Raw genomic sequence first — 24047 nt, forward strand, 5'->3', positions numbered from 1 at the left:
TCACTCTGAACTGGGCGCAGACGATGGGTATCGCTTCGCTCCACCCATCCTACGGACTGGTCCAGGCGCACTATTTATTGAGCCGGGCCAGTATTTGCTTCATCTGGTCGATCTCCTGCTGCTGTCCCTTGATGATCTCGCTGCAGAGTTTCCCGAGCTCTGCGTCCGAAATCGCCGAACGTTCGCACATCAGAATCGCGCCCGCATGGTGCGGGATCATCGACTTGATGAACTGCACGTCGGCGACTGCGGTCTGCGCCCGGATGCCGAGGAAGAAGAGCACCAGCGCGACGACGGCCACGCCGCCGAATGTCAGGTTCATCCGGCTGTCCGGGTACATGCTGCGCATCACCAGCAATTCGATCATGAGCATCGGCGCGGCCATCAGCCCCGCCATGTAGAACTGGTTGAGGTTCGGGTACACGTTCGCGAAGCGGTCGACCATCGCGTACATCAGGATGAACATCGCTACGAAGGAGAGGCCCGTCATGATTGCGAGGCGGCCGTAATGTTGCTTGTGCATTCTGATTGCGCCTTCTTCCGTCTGAAGCCGGATGTGAACCGCGGACGCCGCAGCCGATGTGCCAGGGCGTCTGTAGGTGTTCTCCTATTTGGCCTTCTCGAGCCTGGTGACGGTGTAGCCGGTGCTGGCGTTTTCGGCCTCGAAGTCGACCTTATCGCCGACCTTCACTTTTTTGAGCATCGCCGGATCCTTGACGCGGAAGACCATCGTCATGCCTTCGTCCATGCCCAGACTCTTGATCGGCCCGTGCTTCAATGTGATCTTTCCGGCGCCCTCGTCGATCTTCCTGACTTCACCTTTAGCAACGTCCTGCGCGGTAGCGGCAGTCGCAAACAAGAGCATCGCGGCTGCAATTGTGTAACTGAGTTTTTTCATTGCTCTCTCCTTCTCGGTTCTTGCCGGCTCACTTCACCGTCACTTTGCCGACCATCCCGTAGTCGCGATGGTCGGGGATCAGGCAGGAGTATTCGAATGTCCCCGGCTTGGTGAACTTCCAGATGATCTCGGCCGATTTCTTCCGCTTCAGCCGCACGCCGTTGGAATCGTCGTGCTCCATATGCGGGTTCTTCTTCATGTCCTCCGCGTGCTTGAGATTTTCTTCCGTGGTGGCGAGCAGGAACTCGTGGTCTTCCTTGCTGACATTGCGGATCACGAAACGGATCTGCTCACCGCGCTTCACCTCGATGCGCGAGGGCGTGTATGTCATCTCGCTCATTTCAACTTGAATCGTCCGCGAAGGTTTCTTGGGGTTGCCGGGCTCGCCGGCCGAATAGGTTTCGTGGGCGTGCTTGTCGTGACCGTACGCAGGCCACGCCAGCGTGACGAGGGCAGCCAGCCCCGCGCCTGCGATCATCATCTTCTTCATCCTGTCTTCGTCTTGTTGCTGGTTTGAACGCTTCACGAGGGCACGCCGTCCTTCATCGCGTATGCCGGTGGTCATGGGTGCCTGCTTTCGCAGGGACAGCGCGGGGAGAAACGTTGCTGCCCTTCGCCGGCGGAGAACTTGCCGGCGTCTGCTGCCGCGCCGGCGCGGCGGCGGGCGCATCGACTTCCCAAGCCACAGTGCCTGCCGGGAATTTGTAGGGACCGGGATCGGAGTAGTCGTCGCGCGCCATTCCCTCGCGGATCTTCATCACCGTGAACATGCCGCCCATCTCGATCGGGCCGAACTGGCCGGTGCCGGTCATCATCGGCAGCGTGTTGTCGGGTGCCGGCATCTCCATGTTGCCCATCGCCATCCCGGTCGAGCCCATCACCATGGCGTCGGGCGCGAGCTTGCCGACGGCCTTGGCGAGGTCCTTGTGCGACACGCCGATCATGTTGCGCATGTCGTGCCCCATCGCGTTCATGGTGTGGTGCGACTTGTGGCAGTGGAACGCCCAGTCGCCGGGATTGTCCGCCAGCACGTCGAACGCCCTGATTGCGCCGACCGGCACGTCAGTGGTGGTTTCCGGATATTGCGCGCTCTCCGGAATCCAGCCGCCGTCGGTGCACGACACCACGAATTTGTGGCCGTGCAGGTGGATCGGGTGGTTCGTCATGGTGAGATTGCCCATGCGCACGCGGACCCGGTCGCCAAGCCGTACCGGCAGCGGATCGATGCCGGGGAACACGCGGGAATTCCATGCCCACATGTTGAAGTCGGTCATCTCGTTGACCTTCGGCAAATAGGTGCCGGGATCGATCAGATAGCTCGACATCACGAAGACGAAGTCGCGGTCGACCGGGCGGAACGATTGATCGCGCGGGTGGACGACGAACATGCCCATCATGCCCATCGCCATCTGCACCATCTCGTCGGAATGCGGGTGGTACATGAACGTTCCGGAGTGCCTGAGCTGAAACTCGTAGACGAAGGTTTTTCCCGGCGGGATGTGCGGCTGGGTGAGGCCGCCGACGCCATCCATGCCGGACGGCAGGATCATGCCGTGCCAGTGTACGGTGGTGTGCTCGGGCAATTTGTTGGTGACGAAGATGCGCACTTTGTCGCCCTCGACCGCCTCGATGGTCGGCCCCGGCGCCTGGCCGTTATAGCCCCACAGATTGGCCTTCATGCCTTCGGCGAATTCGCGCACCACGGGCTCAGCGACCAGATGAAATTCCTTCCAGTCGCCGTTCATGCGCCACGGCAGCGTCCAGCCGTTGAGCGTGACGACTGGGCGGTACTCGGGACCCGAGGTCGGATGCAGCGGCGGCTGCATCACCGCCTTATCCATCGTCGGCGCTTCCGGGATGGCAGCCGCCTGCACGCGGCCGGTGACGGCGCTGGCGCCGACCAGCGCGGCGGTACCGAGAAATCCTCTGCGTGAGAACATCGTTCTCTCCTTTTAGTGGCCGCCGCCTGCGGCTGGCGCCGCCGCGGCGGTCGTCGTTGGCGTTTCTCTTGCAGCCTCTGAGCCGCCGCCATTGACGGCGGTCTGCAGGTCGGATTGCGCCAGCCAGAACGCGCGCTTGGCGTTGATTGCCGCGCGCAAGGAGGCGAGGCGCTGGCGCGCTTCGGTCAAAAGCGCGAACACATCGATCTGCATCGAGGAGAAGCGGAGCTGCATCTCCTCGGTGATGATCTGGCGCAGCGGGAGGATCTCGCGCTGGTAGTGGCTGGCGATGTCGTATGTTGAGCGGTAGACGCGGTAGGCGTCGCGCGCTTCCGAGCGCACGTTGACCGCCTTCTCGGTCAAGAGGTTGAAAGCCTGGTTGTAGCCCTCCACCGCCTGGCGGACGCGCACCTCGCCGCCGTCGAAGATCGGAATCTGGAACTGGACGTCGAAACCGCGTTCGCGGAACGGCGGCCCTTCCGGATCGCGGGTGCGCTTGGTGATGCCGGCGACGTCGAACAACGTGACGAAGCGCGTCGCCTGCGTCAGGCCGAGCGATTTTTCCAATGCCGCCAATTCCATCCGCGCGATCTGCAGGTCAATGCGGTGGCCGACGGCGTCGGCCTCGATGGTTGGAAGCGAGCGCGGCTGCCGCGGCAGCGCGGGCAGGCGGTTGGGCAGGCGGAAACCCAGATCCTCGCCCCACAGGCCCATCAGGCGCGTGAGCTGTTCGCGGGCGCTGGTCGCCTCCTGCCGCGCGCTGGCGAGATCGGCGGTGGTTTCGGCATAAAACACCTGCTCGCGGGCCTGGTCGAGCTTGTTGAGCGAGCCGGTCTCGCCGAGTTTTTTCGCCAACTGCGCCGTGCTCTCGGCGGTCGATTTCGCATCGGTGAGCAGGCCGACCATCTCGTTGGCCGCTACTGATCGGAAATAGCTGCGCCGGACCTGGGCGGCGAGGCGCAGCGTTTCCAGCGCGGCGCGGAGCTGCGCCTGACGAAAGCGTTCGCGCGCAATTTCCGAGCGGAACGGCAAGGTGGCGAGCGCCAGAATATCGCCGACCACCTGCCGCTCGACTTCGCTGGCGCCGTTACCCGAGATGCGGGAGATGGAAAAGGTCGGATTCGGCGGTAGGCTTTGCTCGATGAGATCGGTCTCCGCCAGCGCGAGCTCGTTATAGGCGGCCTGCAGGCCCTTGTTGCTCAACAGCGCGACCTGCACGGCGGCATCGACGGTGAGTGGGCGGCCGAGCAGCCGGCGCACGGCGCCGCCAGTCCGTTCGGCACCGTCGGTCGAGCGCACGAAGGCGACATCCTTGCCGATGGTCTGGCTGGCGACGTCGGAAACGACGGTCATGCCATGGTCCGGCGAGAACGATGTGCATCCGGAGAGGCCGATGGCGGCTAACAGCAGTAGGCCGTGGAACCCGCGGCGTGCGAGGCTAGTGCTCATGGCTGTTCCCGCGTTGTTTGGGCGTGACACTGTCGTTGCGCTCGCGCCAGGGCGCGGGCGTCGAGGGACGCAATGCGGTGTAGGGCGCAATCGTCGAGCGGTAGCCGACGCCGGGTACGCGAGCCGTTGGATCGGCGGGATCGGCGCCGGCGACGCGCGTGGTCACAGGTGTGCAGCCCGCGACTACAATCGCGATGGCGGCCACGGCGCCGCCGACCGCTGACTTGAAGATGGCATTACGTCCGTCCGCCGAACCGATGGCGGCGGACCACGCATGAGACTGCGCAGACATAAATAATTCCCTGATCTCACGATGAACCACGGGCGTGCGCACGCTGTCGTAGCGCGGCGGCCCACGTCGTTACGTTGGATCAGGCGATGGGAGGACGGTAGTGGAGCGGGGGCGCCTCACCCGGCAGGCGCCAGGAATTCTCGGAGACGCATAGCGAGGTCGGCTGCGAGGGTTTTACAATCGTCGGCAGATCAGCCGTGATGCCGGAGACACAGAGCATGGCGCAGCACGGTCCCGGCGAGGACTTGTCATGTCCATGCTTCGTCTGCTCGTGCTGGGCGTCACCGGCACCGGCTTGGTGGCTTTCGTGCGCCTGATGGTGCTGATGCTCACCGGAAGCCGCATGCTCTGAGTGATCATGCGTATGCGAGGCAGCGGCCGGCTGGGACGCGATCACCAGGCATGACGCGGCGTCCCCGAGCGCCAGTGCAACTCCCGGTGCCAGCACGCAAAACAGATAGAGCAGGGCGACAAACCACCCCGCTTTGGCGCGCTCCCGTCTGGTCAGGCGAACGAACATTGCGGGCAAACTATCCCCAATCGCGGATCCCTCCAAGGGCGTGAGGACGCCATCCCCATCACAACTGCATGCCTAACATCGCGGCATTGTGGCTTGACCTTGGGCGATTTGACCCCGAAGTTCCGCCGGCCGTGGTAATTTCTTCTGAGCTTTACCGAGATTCCGACCTGTTCGTTCCCGATTCGCGCCGGGCGTGGATCCGGCTTGCCGTGGCCGTGCTGATCGGCTCGCTCGGCAGCGTCGGCATGTGGTCGGTGGTGGTCGCACTCCCGGTGGTGCAGACGGAGTTTGCCGCGAGCCGCGGGACCGCGTCGCTGGCCTTTACCATGGTGATGCTCGGGTTCGGTTCCGGCGGGGTGCTGACCGGCAAGATCACCGACCGCTACGGCATCGTCACCGCGATCGGGCTCGGCATCGGCATTTTGGGCCTCGGCTATGTCGTCGCGGGAATGTCGACCTCGATCTGGCACTTTATCCTGGTGCATTTCGCCATCGGGCTGTCGTCGTCCGCCACCTTCGGGCCGCTGATGGCGGAGGCCTCGCACTGGTTCGACCGCTATCGGGGGCTCGCGGTCGCGATTGCCGCCAGTGGCAATTACATCGGCGGCACGATCTGGCCGCCGCTGGTGAATTTCGGCATCGAGCAGCTCGGCTGGCGCACCAGTCATATCGCGATCGGCATCTTCACGGCGATAGCGATGACGCTGGCGCTGATCGGCTTGCGGATGCTGATGGGGGCGGGAGGTCAGCGCGACCACGACAACGCGGCGCCGCCGCGCGTCGATCTAAAACTCTCCACCAACGCGCTGACCGCGATCCTGTCGCTAGCCGGCATCGCCTGCTGCGTGGCGATGTCGATGCCGCAGGTGCACATCGTCGCCTATTGCGGCGACCTCGGCTATGGCGTGGCGCGCGGCGCCGAAATGCTGTCGCTGATGCTGGGCTTTGGCATCATCAGCCGGATCGGAAGCGGCTTTCTCGCCGACAAGATCGGCGGCATCCGCACGCTTTTGATCGGGTCGTTCGCGCAGGGCACGGCGCTGTTGTTCTACCTGTTCTTCGACAGCCTGACCTCACTCTATATTATCTCGGCGATGTTCGGCCTGTTTCAGGGCGGCATCGTGCCGAGTTACGCGATCATCGTGCGCGAGGCGATGCCGGCCTCCGAAGCGGCGACCCGCGTCGGCATCGTGATCTTTGCTTCCGTGTTCGGCATGTCGTTCGGCGGCTGGATCTCGGGCGCGATCTTCGACGCTACCGGCTCCTACGGCGCCGCGTTCGCCAATGGGCTGGCATGGAACGCGCTCAACATCGGGATCATGGTGCTGCTGCTGATGCGTGCACGCCAGCGGCTGGCGACTGCTTAGAGATTTTGACTAGACCGCCTGTCCCGCTTTCAGCAGCGAACATCCCGTGATCTTCAGGCTGCCGTCCGGCTGCTGCTCCAGCGTGTACATCGCTTCCCAGGCCTCGCCATTGTCGTCGACGATATGGACGCGCTGCGCGATCCGGCCATTGGCTGAACGCGCCTCGCCGAATTCGAAACTCTTGTGGCGATAGACGGGCGCGTAGCCTTGCCGGACCATCTGCATGAAGATATCGGCCTGCGGAAAGATCTGCCTGATCTCGGGCGCGGCATGGGAATAGGCGGCCGCGGCGTCGTCGCGAATGAACGCCTGCTCCTGCGCGCGGATCACGCTCTGCGCAGTAGCGACGTCGTCGGCGGGGGCAGGGGTGCCCAACCCGATCAGGAATGCGAGAACCAGAGCAAGAGCGCGCATGCAAATGCCCCCGGACTGGCGGTGCAGACAAGTGGAAATTTATACCCGCCGGCACGCGGGCGGAAGTACTATTCGCGTAAGCGTCAGGCGAGATGAGGAACAAGCCAAGGCAGTTGTCGTTTCTCAATTATCGTTTCTCTCGGGAGGGACACCCGATGACACTCGCACGCGGAAATATTGGCGGCTATGAGTTCGACCGCATGGTGCTGCTGTTTTCCATGATGGACGGCCCAAGGGAAATACCCTGCGCAGTCAGCGCCTCCGCGATGGATGCGCTGGAACATGCCTCGCGCACGGCGACCAGCCAGCGCGAAGAACAATTCCTTCGGTTGCGCGACCGCATCGAACAATGCGCGTCGCGCAAGTTCGAAGCGGGGGAGTTCGAGGGGACCCCGCCCGGCATCATCCTGCGCAGCATCGATTTTCGCGGCTAGCTCTATTGCTGACCTGCTAGGCAATGTCGTCGCCGCGATGGCAGGCCGCCTAGTGCGAATGCAAGTCCAGGAACGGCGTGTCATTCGCGCTGACATAGAAGATAACCACCTTGGTCGGCTCGGTGGCGCTGCGGTTATAGGCGGTCATGGGCACGTTCGGCGGTTCAACCATCGCTTCACCGGCCTTGACGTTAAGCGGGGGACGACCTTCGAGTTCGAGCGTGAAGGTGCCTTCGAGGACGTAGACCGTCACCGGAAAGCGATGGGTGTGATACACGGTCTTGTCGCCCGGCTTGAACGTTGCGGTCATCACCCGCACGGTTTGCCTGTCATCCTTTGGCAATCCCTCGACGACCTGCTGCAGTACCATATTCGGCTTGGCGATATTCGGCGCGGGCGCTCCCTGCTGCTGCGCCGATGCGGGATTGTCGAGGCCAGCGCCGAGGCCGGCGAGAACGAAAATGGCCGGGATGAAATGGCTGCGCATGTTTTCGCTCCTTGTGTCGGTCAGGGACCGCGCGGTGTTTCGGCGCGAAGAAGCCTACGGGCCGCTGCCCCGCCGCGGGAGCCGCAAGATTGCGAAACCCCGCCGCAGAAGTGCATAATGGGCGGATGTTCGACTGGAACGATCTGAAATACTTTCTCGCGGTCGCGCGTCACGGCAGCACGATCGCGGCCGGCAAGGCGCTCGGCACCAGCCAGTCGACGGTTCACCGCCGCCTCGAAGAGCTCGAACGCAGACTGGGGCGGGCTCTGGTGACGCGGCAGAACACCGGCTATCGCCTGACCGAGTACGGCAACACGCTCTTGAAATATGCCGAGCGCATCGAGGCGGCCGTCGATGATTTCCAAAGGCGGGCCACCGACGTCCAACAGGAACTAAAGGGCGTGATCCGCGTCACCTGTCCGGAGCCGATCGTTTTCCGGATGACGCAGTCGACGCTGATCGACCGCTTCCATGCCCGTTACCCGCAGCTTCGCGTCGAGTTTATCACCAGCGACCGCTATCTTGATTTGTCGAAGGGCGAGGTGGATGTTGCGTTTCGCTCAGGCGATACCGACGACGAGCTGGTGGGCCGCAAGATCGCCGACTCGATCTGGGCCGTGTATGCCAGCCATGGATACATTGAGCGCCACGGCAAGCCCGAACGAATCGAGGATCTGTCGCGTCACCTTCTCGTCGGTTTCGATGAGACGCTCGCCAACCACCGCGCCGCCAAGTGGCTGAAGGAAGTGGCGCCCGGCGCCCAGATGTCAGCTCGAAACAACAGCGTGCTGGGGCTGGTCTATGCCGTGAAATCCGGCGTCGGCCTCGGACCGCTGCCGACGGCGCTCGGCGATGCGGAGCCGGATCTGGTTCGCGTGCTCGGGCCCATCCCTGAATTGACCCGAAGCTGGCGGCTTCTGGCCCACCCGGATATCAGGCGCGTCCCGCGCATCGCGGCGTTCTTCGACTTCATCGTGGAAGAACGCGACTCGCTGAAATCGATCCTGACAGGATGAGGCGGGCAGCGCCGCGCCTACCTGCCCTGAAACACCGCAGCGCGCCGCTCGATGAAGGACTGAATGCCCTCGCGCGCATCGGCGCTGTTGAGCACGCGCTCGCGGACTTTTGGAATGTAGGCGATGGCCGCCGCCTCGCCGTGCTCGACATATTGAAGGGCCGCTTCCTTGGTGACCTGAATGCCGAGCGGCGCATTGCCGGCAATGATCGTGGCGAGCGCCATCGCCCGCTCGATTTGCTGGCCGGCTGGCACGACTTCCTGGACCAGCCCGATCTCGCGGGCGCGCGCTGCGGTGAATTCGTCGCACAGGAACAAATGATACATCGCGTTGCCCCAGCCGGTGCGCGACAGGAAGCGGAAATGCGCACCTCCAAGCGGTGCGATGCCGCGCCTGGATTCCATCTGGCAGAATCGGGCGTCGTCGGCGGCTACGACGATGTCGCCCGCCAGCATCAGCTCGATGCCGATGGTGAACACGATGCCTTGCACCGCTGACACGATCGGCTTCTTGCAGCGCTTCTGCAGGCCGAAGACGTCGACATTGCCCTCCCTAAAATTCCGCTTCTCGGCGTTGGGGCCGAAGAATTTCGGCATGTCGAGGCCGGCGGTGAAATCCTTGCCTTCGGCGCAGATGACGCCGACCCAATAGCCGTCGTTGTTGTGAAGCTCCGTCAGCGCGTCCGACAACTGCTCCATCATGGCGGGCGAGAACGCGTTCTTCTTGGCGGGGTTGTCGATGATGATCTTGAAGATGCGGTCGTGGATTTCGGTGCGGATTGTTCCTTCGGCGATCATGGTTTTCTCCGTCCTCATTGTTCTAAAAATGCAGTGTGAGGCGTGCGCGTCTATCGCTCGTATTTGACGGCGAGTGCGGCGCGGATTGCCGCGGCGCGTTCCGGCGAAAAGTGCGATGCGCCATGATCGAGCAGGTCGAGGAACGACAGCACGCCGCCGCGCGACCCCCAGCTTCCTTCCTCGACGATACGGAAATTGATCCACCAGCCTGGTGAGGGTGTCTTCATCCCGCAGGCGTCCGCAAGCGCGGCATGGATGTTGCGGATGACGGTAGCGCGATCCTCGCGCGTCCAGCAGCAGTCCATCACCACGACGTCGAGCACCATCACGTCGCTGGGCTTGTCCGAGAGCAATTCCCCGCCGTGCGCGATCATGTCGAGCGGGCGCTCGACGAAATGCACCTGATAGCCGCGGCGCGCTTCAGGCGTCAGCTTGCCGACCTCCGGCACGAGCACGGCGTCCGTCAGCGTTTTTGCCAGCACCCGCCGCTGATCGGCGTTCAACCGTCCCTGCGGCGTCATCACATGGATAAACGTCATTGCGCGTCTCCTCGCGTCGGCATTCTTTTGACTATGGCGGACGTCATAACTTCACACAGAGCTGGCTATGTCAAGCGTCATAGTCTAGCATGCGGCCATGCAGACGAAGGAAGATTCGCGATGACGTCGGATACCCGCGCAAAAATGGTGGCAGGGGCCGCCGACCTGATGAGCCGCCGCGGCGTCAACGCAACCAGCATGCGCGAGGTGGTCCGCCACACCGGCACGCCGCGCGGTTCGATCGGTCATCACTTTCCGCGGGGCAAGCAGCAGTTGATCGAGGACGCGCTGGTATTTGCGGGCAAGCAGGTCAGCGGGCCGCTGGAGCATCTGGTCCAATCGCGCGGCGCCATCGCCGGGCTTCGTGCCTTCATCGCGCTGTGGCGTCAGACGCTTGAGAAGTCGAAATTCCAGGCCGGCTGCCCGGTGCTCGCGGTCGCGGTCGAGCAATATGTCAACGATGCGACGGAGAAGGACGGCGCGCCGGACGAAGCCGCGCAACGGCATCTGCTCGATCTTGCCGACGGCGTGTTTGCCGACTGGCAGCGCATCATGTTTACGGCGCTGCGCCGCGAGGGCGTGGCGCCCGCGCGCGCGCGGCGGCTGGCGGCACTCGTCATCGCCTCGACGGAGGGAACGGTCGCGATGTGCCGCGCCGCGCGCAGCGCCCAGCCGCTTGACGACGTGAGGCAGGAGCTTGAACTGGTGCTTTCCAGCGCGCTGCCAAAGTAGGCAAGATGAATTCCAAGTCGATCACCGTCGGGTGCCGATATCGGACATCCAACGGAGGGGATCCAGCGCGAATGAGTGGTTTGAGGCGACGTAGTCAATCTCGCCGCGCGTGATACCAATGTCCGCAAGCTCGCTGTCCGTCAGGCGACACAACTCGGTTCGCAGCTTCTCGCGTTTGCGCCACTCCTGAAATGCATTCCAATATGCTTCGAGCGGACTGTAGACCTGCCGCTTTGCGGTCGCCGGTCTCAGCTCGGTAAGCCCGTGGATCGTGCTCATTGCGGTGTGCCCTGTTTGAACTTCTTGACCAGGCAAAGTTGCCGCAAGGTGCGCCGGCGCGCTTAACTGCTGGCTTACATTTCCGTTACCGGCAGCTTATTCTTCGTGCTCGGGGGCGTTAGGTCGACCTCAGAAGGAATGGCAAATTGCGCTATCTCTTCGAGAATTACACGCTTGACACCGAAAAGCGTGAGCTGCACCGCGGGGCGGATGCGGTGTCAATCACACCGCAGGTCTTTGACCTGCTCGATTACTTGATTCGAAACAGGCAGCGCGTCGTCAGCAAGGACGACCTCATCTTTGCCGTTTGGAACGGACGCATTGTATCTGATGCCGCGTTGACGACCCGTCTGAACGCCGCGCGGAATGCGATCGGCGATTCCGGCGAAGAGCAACGTCTCATCAAAACACTGGCGCGGAAGGGCGTCCGTTTTGTCGGGCAAGTGCAGGAAGAGCGAGGCGGCGCGGCGCCCGACAACTGGGCAGAACCGCCGAAATGCTCCCTGACGCTGCCCAGCAGACCTTCAGTCGCCGTCCTCCCTTTCGTCAACCTAAGCTTAGATCCAGAGCAGGAATATTTTGCCGACGGCGTCGTAGAGGACATCACCATGGCGCTGTCGCGCTTTCACTGGCTCTTTGTGATCGCGCGCAATTCGAGCTTCACCTACAAGGGCCGAAGTGTAGACGTGAGGCAGGTCGGCCGCGAGCTTGGGGTGCGCTACGTACTCGAAGGCAGCGTGCGCAAGGCAGGAAATCGCTTGCGCATCGCGGGGCAACTTATTGATGCCGAGACTGGAGCACATCTGTGGGCTGACCACTTTGATGGTGCCCTCGAGGACGTGTTTGACCTGCAGGACCACGTGACTTCCAGCGTCGTGGGTGCAATCGCACCAAAGCTGCAGCGCGAGGAAATCAGGCGGGCAAAGCGCAAGCCGACTGAAAATCTGGATGCATACGACTATTACCTGCGTGGGCTGGCCAGCGCTGCTCGGTGGACCAAGGAGGGGAACGCCGAAGCACTCCGGCTCTTTTGCAAGGCAGTCGAGCTCGATCATGGTCTTGCCTGCGCATATGGCATGGCTGCATGGTGCTACGTGCAGCGGAAAGCGCGGGGTTGGATGGATGAACGCATTCAGGAAAGTGCGGAAGCCGTGCGGCTGGCTCGGAAGGCGGTGCTGGTGGGGGAAGATGACCCTATCGCGCTGTGTATGGGTGGATATGCACTCGCCTTGGTGGCCCAGGAGTTCGATGACGCAGCGGCGTTCATGGACCGGGGACTTGCGCTAAATCCTAATGCGGGGCGAAGTTGGGGCCTTAGTGCGTGGTTAAGGGTTTGGAGAGGTGAGCCGGACTTGGCACTTGAGCATGCTGCGCATGCCATGCGCTTGAGCCCGCTCGATCCTTCCACGTACGCCTTGCATGGGGCCATGGCCTATGCCCATTTTCTCGCAGGCCGCTATGACACGGCGTCGTCATGCGCCGAAAGCTCTCTGCGTTTCAATCCGACTTTCCTGCTGGCCACATGCATTTCCGCAGCGAGCCATGCGCTCGCGGGGCGACTTGACCTGGCACAACGGGCGATATCACGAGCACTCGAATGTAATCCCGATTTGCGCGCCACCAATCTGAGAGATTTGGCGATGTTTCGTCGGGAGGTGGACTTCGCCACCTTCGCCAAAGGTCTCCGGAATGCAGGCCTTCCCGATTAAACTCCATCTTATTGATCGGGCCCGTTTGGTAGGTCATCGAGCCGCGTTTTGATTCGGATCGTTGGAGGAACAGGTTATGAGCCGGCCGCCGCCAGCGCCTGCCGCATCTCCGCCGGCGTAGCCGGTGCAGCGCCTTGATCGCGCACCAGGCGGACGGCCTCTTCGACCAGTTCAAGATTGCTGGCGGTGGTGCCGAGCGGCGCATCCTCGAGGCCGATGCGAATATGGCCGCCACGTGCGATCGTATCAGTGAACAGCGGGCGGAGATCGGCGCTGACGCCCGAAGGCGTTTTCGCTGACACTTGAAGGCATAGTACAACCGCCCACGCCAAGCCCGGGCGGTCGACCAACTTCTTCAGTGACTCAGCGGCACTGACGAGTGAAAATTTTCAGATGCTGCCTGGCGTTATAGACCACCTCGCCCTTCCCAGTACGTAGGTATCCCGTAGTGCCGGTGGGTGCGCGTTTCCCAGTCTCGATCCTGCCAGGAGTCATCACTGAACTCCGGCGCATCCTTTAGCTGTTGCTCGGTGATATCAGTTCGAAAACCACCAAGCGACGTATCATATGTCAGGGCGCTCCACGGGATGGGATAATGGCTGTGGCCCAACCCGACAAATCCGCCAAAGCTCATGACGGCATAGGCTACGCGACCTGACACCTTGTCGATGATGAGGTGATCAATCTCACCGATATTCTTTCCATCTGCTCCATAAACCTCGGTTCCATGAATATCTTCGCTTGAGATGCATTGATGATCCGGATGTGCTGTTGCGCGGGCCATGGCTTCGGCTCCCTTCACAAGAGTGAATTTTCGTCGACTTAACTCGGCCGCTACGGGGGGCGTTCCTGGCAGCGGAGAACATTTCACAGCGCCCAAGGGCTTTTGTTGCGGCGCAGGGAGCCTGAGCGTCCGCTTTGTGAGTAGCAGCCTTGGCTTCTCAAAACGTCGGCGGCGTGCAGGCACTTATCACCTCGCACGGTTTTCCACCGACACAGCGGAAGCGGTGCGGGCGGCGGCTTTCGAAATAATAGGCATCGCCGGGATCGAGGATGCGGCGTTCGTCGTCGACGGTCACTTCCAGCCGGCCGCTCACGACGATGCCGCCTTCCTCGCCGTCATGCGTCAGCGGCACCCGGCCGGTGTCGCTGCCCGGCTCGTAGCGTTCTTTGAGGATCTGCAACGCGCGGCCGAACAGGTTATCGCCGACCTGGCGGTAGGAGATCGGCTGCTTGCCGATTTCGGTCAGCTCGTCAGAGCGGTAGAACGCCTTGCGCGGCCGCTCCGGCTCGATCGCGAAAAATTCGGCAAGCCCCATCGGCAGCCCGTCGAGGATGCGCTTCAGCGCGCCGACGGACGGGTTCATCTGGTTCGATTCGATCAGCGAAATCGTCGAATTGGTCACGCCAGAGCGCTTTGCGAGCTCGCGCTGCGACAGCTTGTGGCGGGCCCGGACGAAGCGGAGTCGCCCGCCGATATCGACGCTCATCGGAAATCCCTGTTGCAGGTGTTTCGGATCGAACAAATATGCCCTGACCGGGTTAGCAAAATCAATGGGTTGCAGGAGTGCAGAAAAGGACTTGTTGTGGCTTCCCGAGCGTGGCCCGGTGGTCCCTTGAGCTGCCAGCAAAGGAGCTAGACCGTGACCCTTCATCAGAAGCCGAACACCCTGCAGACCGACTCGTTCTGGATGCCTTTCACGGCCAACCGGCAGTTCAAGAAAACGCCCCGCCTGTTCGCCTCCGCCGAGGGCATGCACTACACCACCGTCGACGGCCGCAAGGTGATCGACGGCTCCGCCGGCCTCTGGTGCGTCAATGCCGGCCATGGCCGCCGCCAGATCGCTGCCGCCGTCGAACGGCAATTGATGAACCTCGACTTCGCGCCCTCGTTCAACATGGGCCATCCGCTGGCGTTCGACTTTGCCGAGCGGCTCACCGAGATCGCGCCGAAGGGGCTGGATCGCGTCTTCTTCACCAATTCGGGTTCGGAATCGGTCGATACCGCGCTGAAGATCGCGCTGGCCTATCAGCGCGCCATCGGGCAGGGCACGCGGACGCGCCTGATCGGCCGCGAGCGCGGCTATCACGGCGTCGGCTTCGGCGGCATGTCGGTCGGCGGCATGGTGGCCAACCGCCGCGCGTTCGCCACCCATCTGCCCGGAGTCGATCACATCCGCCACACCCATGATCTCGCCCGCAACGCCTTTGCGAAGGATCAGCCCGAGCATGGCGCCGAGCTTGCCGACGATCTCGAGCGGATGGTGGCGCTGCATGGCGCCGACACCATCGCCGCCGTCATCGTCGAGCCGGTGCCGGGCTCGACCGCTGTGCTGCCGCCGCCGAAGGGCTATCTGAAGCGCCTGCGCGAAATCGCCGACAAACACGGCATCCTGCTCATCTTCGACGAGGTCATCACCGGGTTCGGCCGCCTCGGCACGCCGTTTGCGGCTGATTATTTCGGCGCCACGCCCGACATGATGACGACCGCCAAGGGCATCACCAATGGCACCGTCCCCTGCGGCGCGGTGTTTGCCAGCCGCAAGATCCACGACGGGCTGATGACCGGACCCGAGGGCACCATCGAGCTGTTCCACGGCTATACCTATTCGGCGCACCCGACCGCCTGCGCCGCGGGCCTGGCGACGCTCGATATCTACAAGGACGAGGGGCTTTTGACGCGCGGGGCGTCGCTCGCCGAATACTGGCGCGATGCGCTGCATTCGCTGAAAGGTCTGCCCAACGTGATCGACATCCGCAATTGCGGCCTGATGGGCGCGGTCGAAGTCGCGCCGCGCAAGGACGGGGTCGGCGCGCGGGGCTATGACGTGATGGTGGATTGCTTCAATCGCGGACTTTATTTGCGCATGAGCGGCGATTCCTTTGCGCTGTCGCCGCCCTTGATCGTCGAGAAGAGCCATATCGACGACATCGTCTCGATCCTCGGCGACGCGATCAAGCGTGTGGCCTGATCCTTGCTCGCAAGGCGCGTTAAGACAAAACCTGGAGCCCTGTTCCGATTTCAATCGGAGCAGCGCGCCAGAAGCCGCGGCAATTGTGCCGCGGCGGATGCGTGAGGGATCGTGAAAGTCATCGTTCTCGGCAGTGGCGTGATCGGCGTCACGACAGCCTATTATCTGGCGCGTTCCGGCCATGAGGTAACGGTCGTCGATCGTCAGGCCGCGCCCGCGCAGGAAACCAGCTTTGCCAATGCCGGCGAGGTGTCGCCCGGCTATTCGTCGCCCTGGGCCGGCCCCGGCGTGCCGGTCAAAGCAATCAAGTGGCTCTTGATGCGGCATGGGCCGCTGGTGATCTGGCCGAAGCTCGATCCTGTGATGTGGATCTGGGGGCTGAAGATGCTGCGCAACTGCACGGCAGAGCGCTACGCGGTCAACAAGAGCCGGATGATCCCGATCGCCGAATACAGCCGCGACTCTTTGCGCGCGCTGCGCGCCGAGATCGGCATCACGTATGACGAGCGCAGCCGCGGCACGCTGCAGCTCTTTCGCAAGCAGAAGCAGCTCGACTCGACCGGCGACGACATCGCCGTGCTCAAGCATTATGGCGTGCCGTACGAGCTTTTGGATCGCACCGGCTGCATCGGTGCGGAGCCGGCGCTCGCGGCCGTGAAGGACAAATTCGTCGGCGGGCTGCGATTGCCGCAGGACGAGACCGGCGATTGCCAGATGTTCACGCAGGCGCTCGCCAGGGAAGCAGCGAAGCTCGGCGTCGAGTTCAAGTTCAACACCACGATCGAGCGGCTGGTGGCAGAAGGCGGCAGGATTACCGGCGTCGTCACCAGCGCGGGGCTGTTGCAGGCCGATGCCTATGTCGCAGCACTCGGAAGCTGGTCGCCGCGGTTGATCAAGCCTCTGGGTGTTTTTGTTCCGGTTTATCCGGTGAAGGGCTATTCGATCACGGTCCCCGTCACCGATCCCGACGGCGCACCGGTATCGACCGTGATGGATGAGAGCTACAAGGTCGCGATCACGCGGCTGGGTGACCGCATCCGCGTCGGCGGCACTGCGGAAATTTCCGGCTATTCGAATACGCTCGATGCGGCGCGGCGGGCGACGCTCGATCATTCGCTGACCGACATGTTTCCGCGCGGCGGCGATTTGAGCAAAGCGAGCTTCTGGTGCGGCCTGCGCCCGATGACGCCGGACGGGCCGCCGGTGATCGGCGCGACGCGCTACGGCAATTTGCACCTCAACACCGGCCACGGCACGCTCGGCTGGACCATGGCGTGCGGCTCGGGAAGAGTGCTGGCGGACCTAATCTCGGGGCGGAAGCCGGATATCGATGTGAGCGAGCTCAGCGTGAGCCGGTACGATCACAGATTTGGCTAGCACTGTCATTCCGGGATGGTGCGTAAGCACCAGACCCGGAATCTCGAGATTCTCAGGTGCGCAATTGCGCACCATAGTTCGATGCTTCGCATCGTCCCGGAATGACGCTGGCGCGTCACCCCGCTACCGTCCACTTCAATCCTGATCGGGAGGATCAAAGGCTCGAATCGGAGGAAGCGTGCCCGAATACTTCTCGCACTCGACCACGGTCACCTGACCGCAGCAACCTTGCGCGAGCCGCGAGGTGCCGATGTCGCGGGTGAGCACGTTCGGGTTGCCGTGAACGCAGAGCGGATGTTCTGCCGTGCCGGCTTGCGGATCATACCAGGCGCCGGTGGACAATTGCACTACGCCGGGCATGACGTTGTCTGAAACGGCAGCGGCGGCCAGACACGCGCCCCGATCATTGAACAGGCGGACGATGTCGCCATCAGCGATGCCGCGGCGCGTTGCATCAACGGGGTTGAGACGGACGGCCTCCCGGCCGGCAATTTTCTTGGACTGGCTGTACGCACCGAAGTCGAGCTGGCTGTGCAGCCGGGTCGCCGGCTGGTTGGCGATCAGCGTCAACGGGTGGCGCTGATCCGGCAGTTCGGTCGACGGCAGCCATGCCGGGTGGGGCGGGCAATCGTCGTAATCGAAGCCCGCGATGGTTTTCGAATAGATCTCGATCTTGCCGCTTGGCGTGGGCAGCTTGTTCTTGACGGGATCGTTGCGGAAGGCGCGCAGAAAACCGCCATCATCGGGGGCCGATGGCAGCGCGAGTTCGCCGCGCCGCCAGAATTCGTCGAAGTCAGGCGCATCCCAACCGGCATCGGCAAGCGCCCGCCGTGTCGGCTCGTAAAGATGGGCCAACCATTGCCGGGTGTCGCGTCCTTCCGTGAAGGCCTGTTCGACGCCCAATCGCCGCGACAGCGCGGCAAAAATATCGAAATCGTCGCGGGCTTCGCCGATCGGGTCCACGGCTTTGCGCATCGCGACCAGCCTCGGATCGGTGCCGGCGGCGCCGATATCGTCGCGCTCCAGCGTCATGGTCGCCGGCAGCACGATGTCGGCAAACTTAGCCATCGGCGTCCAGGCGCTCTCGTGCACGACAATGGTTTGCGGGACATTGAAGGCCCGCCGTAGCCGATTGATATCCTGGTGGTGATGGAAAGGGTTGCCGCCCGCCCAGTAGACCAGCTTGATGTCGGGATAGCGCATCGTGCGGCCGTTGTATTCGAACGTTTGTCCCGGATTGAGGAGCATGTCGGCGACACGCGCGACCGGGATGAAGTCGGCCGCGCCGTTCTTGCCTTGCGACAGCGTCGGGATCGGAACCGCGTTGAGACGGCGGCCGGTATGACCGAGCGCACCGAGCGCGTAATTATATCCGCCGCCGGGCAGGCCGATCTGGCCCAGCATGGCCGCGAGCACCGCGCCCATCCACACCGGTTGCTCGCCATATTGTGCCCGCTGCAGGGAATGCGAGACCGTGATCAAGGTGCGTCCGCGCGGCAGCCGGCGGGCGATGTCGACGATGGTGCCGGCCGGAATGCCGGTAATGTCGGCCGCCCATGCCGCGTCCTTCGGCGTATGGTCGTCGCGGCCGAGCAGATAGCGTTCGAAGATGTCGAAGCCGGTGCAATAGTGCGCGACAAAGCCGCTGTCCCACAGATTCTCGACGAGGAGCGTGTGCGCGAGCGCCAGCATCAGTGCGACGTCGGTGCCGACCTTGATCGGCATCCACCGGGCGCCGGCCGCTTCCGGCATGTCGTCGCGCAAGGGAGCGATGCCGTAGAAGACGGCGCCGCGGCCCGCGGCCCTTTGCATCGCATCGCGCTCGATGTGCCGACTAATGCCGCCGCTTGCGACGTCCGAATTTTTCAGCGCCATGCCGCCGAAGGCCAGCACCGTATCGGTGTGCTCGGCGATCTGATCCCACGTCACGTTATGGCGCGATATGCCCTCGAAGCCACCGAGGACATGCGGCAGGATCACGGCTGAGGCACCGGCGCTATAGCTGTTCACCGAACGCACATAGCCGCCGAACACGGTATTCAGGAAGCGGTGAACCTGGCTCTGCGCATGGTGAAAACGTCCGGCGCTGGCCCAGCCATAGGAGCCGCCATAGACAGCGGCGGCGCCATGTTCGGTTCGGATCCGCGCCAATTCGCCTGCGAGCAGGTCGAGCACTTCGTCCCAGGGGCATGCGACGAATTTCTGGTCGAAGGTGCGCGGAGCGGGTGCGCTTCGCTCCAGCCACGCCTTGCGCACCATCGGCCGCAGGATGCGGGCCTTGTGGCGCATCGCCGTGGTGAAGTTCTGCAACATCGGGGAGGGCGCCGGATCGTGCTCGTACGGCTTGATATCCAGCGTCGCGCCGTTCCACCGCGCCGCGAAGGCGCCCCAATGCGCGCTGTGTGGGCTCCAATCCTCTCGGGCTTGATCCATCCGTTGTTCCAGACTGTTCATGACGCCACCGTCACGCAATTCACCCACAGCACGATCGCTTTCGCATCTTTCGCGGGATTTGAGAAGCGGTGCGGCCTGCGGCTGGCAAAGCGAAAACTGTCCCCCCGCTTGAGCGACCAAGTCTCGGCGTCGACGGTCAGCATCATCTCGCCTTCCAGCACCAGTCCCGCCTCTTCGCCGTCATGGGTGTAGAGTTCGTCGCCGGTGTTGCCGCCGGGCTCCATGTGCACGAGAAACAGATTGAGGCGGTTCTCAGTACCCGCCGGGCTCAGCAATTGTTTTGAAATGCCGGTGCGCCATAGTTTGAGTTCGGCGCGCTGCATTTCGCGCGTCACCACGCCGCCAGATGCCGCCGCGTCGTTCGGCTGCGAGCCGAACAGCGCGGCGATGCCGACGCCAAGCACGTCGGCGAGCGTCGCCAGCACGCGGAGCGAAGGCGACGACAGCCCGCGCTCGATCTGACTGAGAAAGCCGATCGACAGATCGGTCTTCGCCGCAATCGTCTCCAGCGAGAGCTTGTGTTCGCGGCGCAGGTCGCGGATGCGGCGGCCGACCGCAAGGTCCATCGCCGGCTCGGCCGGCCTGGCGGCGGCCTTCGCCTTCGGCCGGGCGGTTGCCTTTCCGGCCGCCCTTGCTTTGGCCTTGAACGCCGATTTCTTTATTCGCTTGCCGCCGCTCACGTCAGACCGCTTCCTTCATGTGCATGAAAATCGCTTGCAAACCCCGGAGAAGTGTGACCACAATTTCATATTGGTGAAAATAGGCCTGAACGGCGTTGCCCGCAACTCTTTGGTCTAAGGCGGGCGGGCCCGGGCGGGGGTGCAGTTTCAGGAGGTGGTGCGATGGCTCTGAAGCGTCTCGTTCAGGCCGCGGTGGCGGCCTTGGTTCTCACAGCCGCAATGCCGGCATCCGCGCAAAAGGTGCTGAAGGTGGGCTCGACGCCGACCGGCGTGCCCTTCACCTTCCTCGACACCAAGACCAACAGCATTCAGGGCATTATGGTCGATCTCATCACCGAGATCGGCAAGGACGCCGGCTTCCAGGTGCAGATCGAGCCGATGCAGTTCTCGACCCTGATTGCCTCGCTCACCTCGAACAAGATCGACATCATCTCGGCAGCGATGTTCGTCACGCCGGCCCGCAAGGAAGTGATCGATTTCTCCGAGCCGTTTTACAGCTATGGCGAAGGCCTCCTGGTGCCGAAGAGCGATACGAAGGCCTACACCAAGCAGGACGATCTGAAAGGCGAAGTGGTGGGCGCGCAGGTCGGGACGGCGTTCGTCGATGCGCTGAAGAAGTCGGGATTGTTTAGCGAGGTCAAGGCCTACGACACCATTCCCGATATTCTGCGCGACGTGAATGCCGGTCGGCTGAAGGCCGGCTTCGCCGATTATCCGATCCTCGCCTATAACCTGAAGCAAGGCGGCTTCCCCGACGCGCGCATTGTCGAAAGTTACAAGCCGGCGACCGTGGGTTCTGTCGGCATCGGCGTGCGCAAGGGCGATACCGAGCTGCTCGCCAAGATCAATGCCTCGCTGGCGAAGCTGAAGGCGAACGGCACGGTCGAAAAGATTCTCGATAAATGGGGCCTCAAGGCGCAGGGTGCCTGATGCAGGCGTTCTGGCGCGACGCGACCGAGTTCCTGCCGATCCTGATGAGCGGCGTGGCGCTGACGGTCATCGTCACCATCGGCTCGCTGTTGTTGTCGACCGCGCTCGGCCTGGTCTGGGCCTTGATGCGGGTATCCGGCATCGGCGTTTTCTCAGGGTTCAGCGCCGGGCTGATCAACGTGATCCGCGGCATCCCGATCATCGTGCTGTTGTTCTATCTCTATTTCGTGATGCCCGAACTCGGCCTCACGTTGACGGCGCTGCAGGCGGCGATCTTGGGCCTCGGCATCGCCTATTCGGCCTACCAGGCGGAGAATTTCCGCGCCGGCATCGAGGCGATCGACAAGGGGCAGATCGAGGCGGCGCAGGCGATCGGCATGGGCTGGTGGCAAACCATGCGCCGCGTGGTGTTGCCGCAAGCGATCAAGATCGTGCTGCCGCCCTACGGTAACATCATGATCATGATGCTGAAGGATTCGTCGCAAGCCTCGACCATCACGGTGGCCGAACTCGCGCTACAGGGCAAGCTGATCGCGTCCTCCACCTTCAAGAATACCAGCGTGTTCACGCTTGTAGCGCTGATGTATCTCACCATGAGCATCCCGCTTATTCTGCTGGTCCGTCACTTCGAAAAGCGCGCCGGCCATAAATGATCAAACTCACCAACGTTCACAAGAGTTTTGGCAAGGTCGAGGTGCTCAAGGGCATCACGGCTTCCGTCGAGAAGGGCGAGGTGGTCTGCGTTATCGGCCCCTCAGGTTCCGGGAAATCCACCATCCTGCGCTGCATCAACGGGTTGGAGAGCTATGACCGCGGCGACATCCGTGTCGAAGGCGCGCGGGTCGATCGCAGCGCGCCCTCGATCGTAGCGATCCGGACGCAAGTCTCGATGGTGTTCCAGCGCTTCAACTTGTTTCCGCACCGTACCGCGCTCGAAAACGTCATCGAGGGGCCGGTCTATGTGAAGAAGGAGCCGCGCGCCGAAGCGCTGGAGCGCGGCCGCGCGCTACTGGCGCAGGTGGGGCTTGCTGAGAAGGCGGACAGCTATCCGCTACAACTCTCCGGCGGCCAGCAGCAGCGCGTCGCGATTGCCCGCGCACTTGCGATGCAGCCGAAGGCGATTCTGTTCGACGAGCCGACTTCGGCGCTCGATCCCGAACTGGTCGGCGACGTGCTCTCGGTGATGCGCAAGCTCGCTGACGACGGCATGACCATGGTCGTCGTCACCCATGAGATGGGATTTGCTGGGGATGTCGCCGACCGCGTGCTGTTCATCGACGGCGGCGTGATCGTCGAGCAGGGGCCGGCGAAGTCCGTGCTCAATCAACCGCAGCATGCGCGCACGCAGGACTTTTTGCGGCGCGTGCTGCATCCGCTCTGAGTTTGTCAGCATGCATGCGCCCATCCGACTACCGCTGCCGCCAAGTCTCTACGCCGATACGGCGGTCACGCCGGCACCGACGCCGCCGCTTGATGGAGACAAGGACGTTGCGGTCGCGATCATCGGCGGCGGTTTCACCGGGCTGTCCACCGCATTGCATCTGGCCGAGCAGGGCGTGAATGCGATCGTGCTGGAAGCGCAACAGCCGGGCTGGGGCGCTTCGGGCAACAATGGCGGTCAGGTCAACCCGGGCCTCAAGCACGACCCCGATCAGATCGAGGCCGATTTCGGCGCCGAGCTCGGCGGCCACATGATCGCGTTCGCCTATGGCACCACCAACTACACGTTCGACCTGATCCGCCGCTACCAGATTCCGTGCGAAGCAAGGCAGAACGGCACGCTGCGCGCGGCCTATAACGAGGCGAGCGCCGGGGGTATCGAAGCCACGGCAAAACAATGCATCCGGCGCGGCATGCCGGTGGCGCTCTTGAATCGCGAGCAAATCCGGGAGATCACCGGCACCGACCGCTATCTCTGCGCCATGCTGGACCATCGCGGTGGCGACCTGCATCCCCTGAGCTATGCGCGCGGGTTGGCGCGCGCCGCGATCGCGGCCGGCGCAGCCGTCCATGGCGAGACGCCGGCGCTCTCCTTGTCGCGTGAAGGCGCGCATTGGCGCGTTGAGACGCCGCGCGGGATCGTGCGCGCCGAAAAAGTGCTGCTGGCAACCAACGGATTCACGGACGATCTGTGGCCGGGCCTCCGCCGTACCATCGTGCCGGTGTTTTCATCGATTGCGGCCACCGCGCCTTTATCCGAGGAGGTCGCGCGCGAGATCATGCCGACGCGCTCGGTGTTGTACGAGAGCGGTCATATCACGGTGTATTACCGGATCGATGTGCATAATCGTTTGCTGATGGGCGGACGCGGGCCGATGCGCTGGATCAGCAAGCCTGGCGATGTCGCCTATCTCATCCGCTACGCCGAACGGCTGTGGCCGCGGCTGAAAGGCGTGACCTGGACGCACGGCTGGAATAGCCGGCTCGCGATCACGCCCGATCATTATCCCCATGTGCATGAGCCGGCGGAGAACCTTCTGATCTCGCTCGGCTGCAACGGCCGCGGCGTCGCGCTCTCGACCGCGATGGGCGCACAGCTCGCGCGCCGTCTCGTCGGCGGAAGAGATGCTGTGATCGATATGCCGATCTCAGGCATCAAGCCGATGGCGATGCACGCGTTCTGGCCGCTCGGCGTCACCGCGGCCGTACTGGCCGGGCGGGTGCGGGACCGGCTGGGGATGTAATCTATCGTCACGCTTGCGCGAACGCAGGGCACTTGACAACCAAAATGATCAAAATTATGATAATCAAATATTTGATG

27 protein-coding genes are annotated in these 24047 nt (G+C 63.1%); 11 read left to right on the top strand and 16 right to left on the bottom strand.

Annotated elements, in window-relative coordinates; translation table 11 throughout:
* Positions 1-70 precede the first annotated feature (70 nt).
* From KJQ96_RS25695 to KJQ96_RS25720, 6 genes are all read right to left on the bottom strand, one after another.
* Positions 71-523: a DUF305 domain-containing protein gene (locus KJQ96_RS25695; protein WP_213289197.1), complete on the bottom strand. Its 453-nt coding sequence runs from the start codon at positions 521-523 to the stop codon at positions 71-73.
* 84 nt (positions 524-607) lie between these two features.
* The gene (locus KJQ96_RS25700; protein ID WP_213289198.1) at positions 608-898 is read right to left on the bottom strand and encodes a copper-binding protein; all 291 of its coding nucleotides are present in this window, start codon (positions 896-898) and stop codon (positions 608-610) included.
* A gap of 28 nt (positions 899-926) precedes the next feature.
* Positions 927-1388 carry a plastocyanin/azurin family copper-binding protein gene (locus tag KJQ96_RS25705; protein WP_213289199.1) on the bottom strand — a complete coding sequence of 154 codons (462 nt, stop codon included), beginning with the start codon at positions 1386-1388 and terminating at the stop codon, positions 927-929.
* Between the two features lie 52 nt (positions 1389-1440).
* Positions 1441-2838 (bottom strand): multicopper oxidase family protein, encoded by a 1398-nt coding sequence (locus KJQ96_RS25710; RefSeq protein ID WP_249734502.1) that lies wholly within the window; start codon positions 2836-2838, stop codon positions 1441-1443.
* Positions 2839-2850: 12 nt separating this feature from the next.
* The gene (locus tag KJQ96_RS25715) at positions 2851-4287 is read right to left on the bottom strand and encodes a TolC family protein (protein ID WP_213289200.1); all 1437 of its coding nucleotides are present in this window, start codon (positions 4285-4287) and stop codon (positions 2851-2853) included.
* A complete protein-coding gene (locus KJQ96_RS25720; RefSeq protein ID WP_213289201.1) occupies positions 4277-4579 on the bottom strand; it encodes a hypothetical protein in 303 nt (100 codons plus the stop codon). Before KJQ96_RS25720 ends, KJQ96_RS25715 begins: the two co-directional genes overlap by 11 nt.
* 687 nt (positions 4580-5266) lie before the next feature.
* On the opposite strand from KJQ96_RS25720, the gene KJQ96_RS25725 reads away from it, so the two are divergent.
* The gene (locus tag KJQ96_RS25725; protein WP_249734530.1) at positions 5267-6466 is read left to right on the top strand and encodes an MFS transporter; all 1200 of its coding nucleotides are present in this window, start codon (positions 5267-5269) and stop codon (positions 6464-6466) included.
* A 9-nt stretch (positions 6467-6475) separates the two neighbouring features.
* Here the strand turns inward: KJQ96_RS25725 and KJQ96_RS25730 are convergent, their stop codons facing one another.
* Complete coding sequence (locus tag KJQ96_RS25730; protein ID WP_213289203.1) at positions 6476-6880, bottom strand: DUF4864 domain-containing protein; 405 nt, start codon at positions 6878-6880, stop codon at positions 6476-6478.
* A 155-nt stretch (positions 6881-7035) separates the two neighbouring features.
* On the opposite strand from KJQ96_RS25730, the gene KJQ96_RS25735 reads away from it, so the two are divergent.
* On the top strand, positions 7036-7314 hold the full coding sequence (locus KJQ96_RS25735; protein ID WP_213289204.1) for a DUF1488 family protein: 279 nt from the start codon (positions 7036-7038) through the stop codon (positions 7312-7314).
* A 49-nt stretch (positions 7315-7363) separates the two neighbouring features.
* Here KJQ96_RS25735 and KJQ96_RS25740 read toward each other — a convergent pair whose 3' ends face one another.
* Positions 7364-7801: a cupin domain-containing protein gene (locus KJQ96_RS25740; RefSeq protein ID WP_213289205.1), complete on the bottom strand. Its 438-nt coding sequence runs from the start codon at positions 7799-7801 to the stop codon at positions 7364-7366.
* Positions 7802-7890: 89 nt separating this feature from the next.
* Between KJQ96_RS25740 and KJQ96_RS25745 the strand changes: the two genes are divergently transcribed.
* A complete protein-coding gene (locus KJQ96_RS25745) occupies positions 7891-8817 on the top strand; it encodes a LysR family transcriptional regulator (RefSeq protein ID WP_213289206.1) in 927 nt (308 codons plus the stop codon).
* Positions 8818-8834: 17 nt separating this feature from the next.
* Here KJQ96_RS25745 and KJQ96_RS25750 read toward each other — a convergent pair whose 3' ends face one another.
* Positions 8835-9614 (bottom strand): crotonase/enoyl-CoA hydratase family protein, encoded by a 780-nt coding sequence (locus tag KJQ96_RS25750; protein WP_213289207.1) that lies wholly within the window; start codon positions 9612-9614, stop codon positions 8835-8837.
* A 50-nt stretch (positions 9615-9664) separates the two neighbouring features.
* Positions 9665-10153, bottom strand: a complete 489-nt coding sequence (locus tag KJQ96_RS25755) for a tautomerase enzyme (protein WP_213289208.1) — start codon at positions 10151-10153, stop codon at positions 9665-9667.
* Between the two features lie 120 nt (positions 10154-10273).
* On the opposite strand from KJQ96_RS25755, the gene KJQ96_RS25760 reads away from it, so the two are divergent.
* Positions 10274-10885 (top strand): TetR/AcrR family transcriptional regulator, encoded by a 612-nt coding sequence (locus tag KJQ96_RS25760; protein WP_213289209.1) that lies wholly within the window; start codon positions 10274-10276, stop codon positions 10883-10885.
* Positions 10886-10906: 21 nt separating this feature from the next.
* Here KJQ96_RS25760 and KJQ96_RS42120 read toward each other — a convergent pair whose 3' ends face one another.
* Positions 10907-11164: a DUF1127 domain-containing protein gene (locus tag KJQ96_RS42120; protein ID WP_213289210.1), complete on the bottom strand. Its 258-nt coding sequence runs from the start codon at positions 11162-11164 to the stop codon at positions 10907-10909.
* Positions 11165-11310: 146 nt separating this feature from the next.
* On the opposite strand from KJQ96_RS42120, the gene KJQ96_RS25770 reads away from it, so the two are divergent.
* On the top strand, positions 11311-12873 hold the full coding sequence (locus KJQ96_RS25770) for a winged helix-turn-helix domain-containing protein (RefSeq protein WP_213289211.1): 1563 nt from the start codon (positions 11311-11313) through the stop codon (positions 12871-12873).
* Between the two features lie 74 nt (positions 12874-12947).
* On the opposite strand, the gene KJQ96_RS25775 is transcribed toward KJQ96_RS25770, so the two are convergent.
* The 3 genes from KJQ96_RS25775 to KJQ96_RS25785 all read right to left on the bottom strand — a co-directional run bounded on the left by KJQ96_RS25775 (position 12948) and on the right by KJQ96_RS25785 (position 14363).
* Positions 12948-13175, bottom strand: a complete 228-nt coding sequence (locus KJQ96_RS25775) for a 3-keto-5-aminohexanoate cleavage protein (RefSeq protein ID WP_213289212.1) — start codon at positions 13173-13175, stop codon at positions 12948-12950.
* A gap of 104 nt (positions 13176-13279) precedes the next feature.
* A complete protein-coding gene (locus KJQ96_RS25780) occupies positions 13280-13657 on the bottom strand; it encodes a PRC-barrel domain-containing protein (protein WP_213289213.1) in 378 nt (125 codons plus the stop codon).
* A gap of 157 nt (positions 13658-13814) precedes the next feature.
* Positions 13815-14363, bottom strand: coding sequence for a cupin domain-containing protein (locus tag KJQ96_RS25785; protein WP_028347208.1), 549 nt, complete (start codon positions 14361-14363; stop codon positions 13815-13817).
* 153 nt (positions 14364-14516) lie between these two features.
* On the opposite strand from KJQ96_RS25785, the gene KJQ96_RS25790 reads away from it, so the two are divergent.
* Both KJQ96_RS25790 and KJQ96_RS25795 read left to right on the top strand, forming a co-directional pair.
* Positions 14517-15845, top strand: coding sequence for an aspartate aminotransferase family protein (locus KJQ96_RS25790; protein WP_213289214.1), 1329 nt, complete (start codon positions 14517-14519; stop codon positions 15843-15845).
* A gap of 111 nt (positions 15846-15956) precedes the next feature.
* A complete protein-coding gene (locus KJQ96_RS25795; RefSeq protein ID WP_213289215.1) occupies positions 15957-17222 on the top strand; it encodes a D-amino acid dehydrogenase in 1266 nt (421 codons plus the stop codon).
* A 135-nt stretch (positions 17223-17357) separates the two neighbouring features.
* Here KJQ96_RS25795 and KJQ96_RS25800 read toward each other — a convergent pair whose 3' ends face one another.
* Positions 17358-19655 (bottom strand): molybdopterin-dependent oxidoreductase, encoded by a 2298-nt coding sequence (locus KJQ96_RS25800; RefSeq protein ID WP_249734505.1) that lies wholly within the window; start codon positions 19653-19655, stop codon positions 17358-17360.
* A 17-nt stretch (positions 19656-19672) separates the two neighbouring features.
* On the bottom strand, positions 19673-20356 hold the full coding sequence (locus KJQ96_RS25805; protein WP_213289217.1) for a cupin domain-containing protein: 684 nt from the start codon (positions 20354-20356) through the stop codon (positions 19673-19675).
* A gap of 162 nt (positions 20357-20518) precedes the next feature.
* Between KJQ96_RS25805 and KJQ96_RS25810 the strand changes: the two genes are divergently transcribed.
* Genes KJQ96_RS25810 through KJQ96_RS25825 form a run of 4 tightly spaced genes read left to right on the top strand, consistent with a single transcriptional unit; the run spans position 20519 to position 23970 of the window.
* The gene (locus tag KJQ96_RS25810; protein WP_213289218.1) at positions 20519-21286 is read left to right on the top strand and encodes an ABC transporter substrate-binding protein; all 768 of its coding nucleotides are present in this window, start codon (positions 20519-20521) and stop codon (positions 21284-21286) included.
* Entirely contained in the window at positions 21286-21939 is a 654-nt protein-coding gene (locus KJQ96_RS25815; protein ID WP_213289219.1) for an amino acid ABC transporter permease, read from the top strand. Before KJQ96_RS25810 ends, KJQ96_RS25815 begins: the two co-directional genes overlap by 1 nt.
* Positions 21936-22667: an amino acid ABC transporter ATP-binding protein gene (locus tag KJQ96_RS25820; RefSeq protein ID WP_213289220.1), complete on the top strand. Its 732-nt coding sequence runs from the start codon at positions 21936-21938 to the stop codon at positions 22665-22667. The genes KJQ96_RS25815 and KJQ96_RS25820 overlap by 4 nt, the downstream gene beginning before the upstream one ends.
* Positions 22668-22677: 10 nt before the next feature.
* The gene (locus tag KJQ96_RS25825) at positions 22678-23970 is read left to right on the top strand and encodes an FAD-binding oxidoreductase (protein WP_213289221.1); all 1293 of its coding nucleotides are present in this window, start codon (positions 22678-22680) and stop codon (positions 23968-23970) included.
* Positions 23971-24047 lie beyond the last annotated feature (77 nt).

This window comes from Bradyrhizobium sp. sGM-13 (assembly GCF_018398875.1).
In the GTDB taxonomy this organism is placed as follows: domain Bacteria; phylum Pseudomonadota; class Alphaproteobacteria; order Rhizobiales; family Xanthobacteraceae; genus Bradyrhizobium.

What these genes read in the sequence shown, in the direction of transcription:
- KJQ96_RS25735 (WP_213289204.1), top strand. Translation starts at nt 7,036, where the DNA reads ATGACACTCGCACGCGGAAATATTGGCGGCTATGAGTTCGACCGCATG.
- KJQ96_RS25740 (WP_213289205.1), bottom strand. Translation starts at nt 7,801, where the DNA reads ATGCGCAGCCATTTCATCCCGGCCATTTTCGTTCTCGCCGGCCTCGGC.
- KJQ96_RS25820 (WP_213289220.1), top strand. Translation starts at nt 21,936, where the DNA reads ATGATCAAACTCACCAACGTTCACAAGAGTTTTGGCAAGGTCGAGGTG.
- KJQ96_RS25710 (WP_249734502.1), bottom strand. Translation starts at nt 2,838, where the DNA reads ATGTTCTCACGCAGAGGATTTCTCGGTACCGCCGCGCTGGTCGGCGCC.
- KJQ96_RS42120 (WP_213289210.1), bottom strand. Translation starts at nt 11,164, where the DNA reads ATGAGCACGATCCACGGGCTTACCGAGCTGAGACCGGCGACCGCAAAG.
- KJQ96_RS25800 (WP_249734505.1), bottom strand. Translation starts at nt 19,655, where the DNA reads ATGGATCAAGCCCGAGAGGATTGGAGCCCACACAGCGCGCATTGGGGC.
- KJQ96_RS25705 (WP_213289199.1), bottom strand. Translation starts at nt 1,388, where the DNA reads ATGAAGAAGATGATGATCGCAGGCGCGGGGCTGGCTGCCCTCGTCACG.
- KJQ96_RS25760 (WP_213289209.1), top strand. Translation starts at nt 10,274, where the DNA reads ATGACGTCGGATACCCGCGCAAAAATGGTGGCAGGGGCCGCCGACCTG.
- KJQ96_RS25695 (WP_213289197.1), bottom strand. Translation starts at nt 523, where the DNA reads ATGCACAAGCAACATTACGGCCGCCTCGCAATCATGACGGGCCTCTCC.
- KJQ96_RS25700 (WP_213289198.1), bottom strand. Translation starts at nt 898, where the DNA reads ATGAAAAAACTCAGTTACACAATTGCAGCCGCGATGCTCTTGTTTGCG.
- KJQ96_RS25730 (WP_213289203.1), bottom strand. Translation starts at nt 6,880, where the DNA reads ATGCGCGCTCTTGCTCTGGTTCTCGCATTCCTGATCGGGTTGGGCACC.
- KJQ96_RS25815 (WP_213289219.1), top strand. Translation starts at nt 21,286, where the DNA reads ATGCAGGCGTTCTGGCGCGACGCGACCGAGTTCCTGCCGATCCTGATG.
- KJQ96_RS25785 (WP_028347208.1), bottom strand. Translation starts at nt 14,363, where the DNA reads ATGAGCGTCGATATCGGCGGGCGACTCCGCTTCGTCCGGGCCCGCCAC.
- KJQ96_RS25780 (WP_213289213.1), bottom strand. Translation starts at nt 13,657, where the DNA reads ATGGCCCGCGCAACAGCACATCCGGATCATCAATGCATCTCAAGCGAA.
- KJQ96_RS25755 (WP_213289208.1), bottom strand. Translation starts at nt 10,153, where the DNA reads ATGACGTTTATCCATGTGATGACGCCGCAGGGACGGTTGAACGCCGAT.
- KJQ96_RS25825 (WP_213289221.1), top strand. Translation starts at nt 22,678, where the DNA reads ATGCATGCGCCCATCCGACTACCGCTGCCGCCAAGTCTCTACGCCGAT.
- KJQ96_RS25750 (WP_213289207.1), bottom strand. Translation starts at nt 9,614, where the DNA reads ATGATCGCCGAAGGAACAATCCGCACCGAAATCCACGACCGCATCTTC.
- KJQ96_RS25810 (WP_213289218.1), top strand. Translation starts at nt 20,519, where the DNA reads ATGGCTCTGAAGCGTCTCGTTCAGGCCGCGGTGGCGGCCTTGGTTCTC.
- KJQ96_RS25720 (WP_213289201.1), bottom strand. Translation starts at nt 4,579, where the DNA reads ATGTCTGCGCAGTCTCATGCGTGGTCCGCCGCCATCGGTTCGGCGGAC.
- KJQ96_RS25715 (WP_213289200.1), bottom strand. Translation starts at nt 4,287, where the DNA reads ATGAGCACTAGCCTCGCACGCCGCGGGTTCCACGGCCTACTGCTGTTA.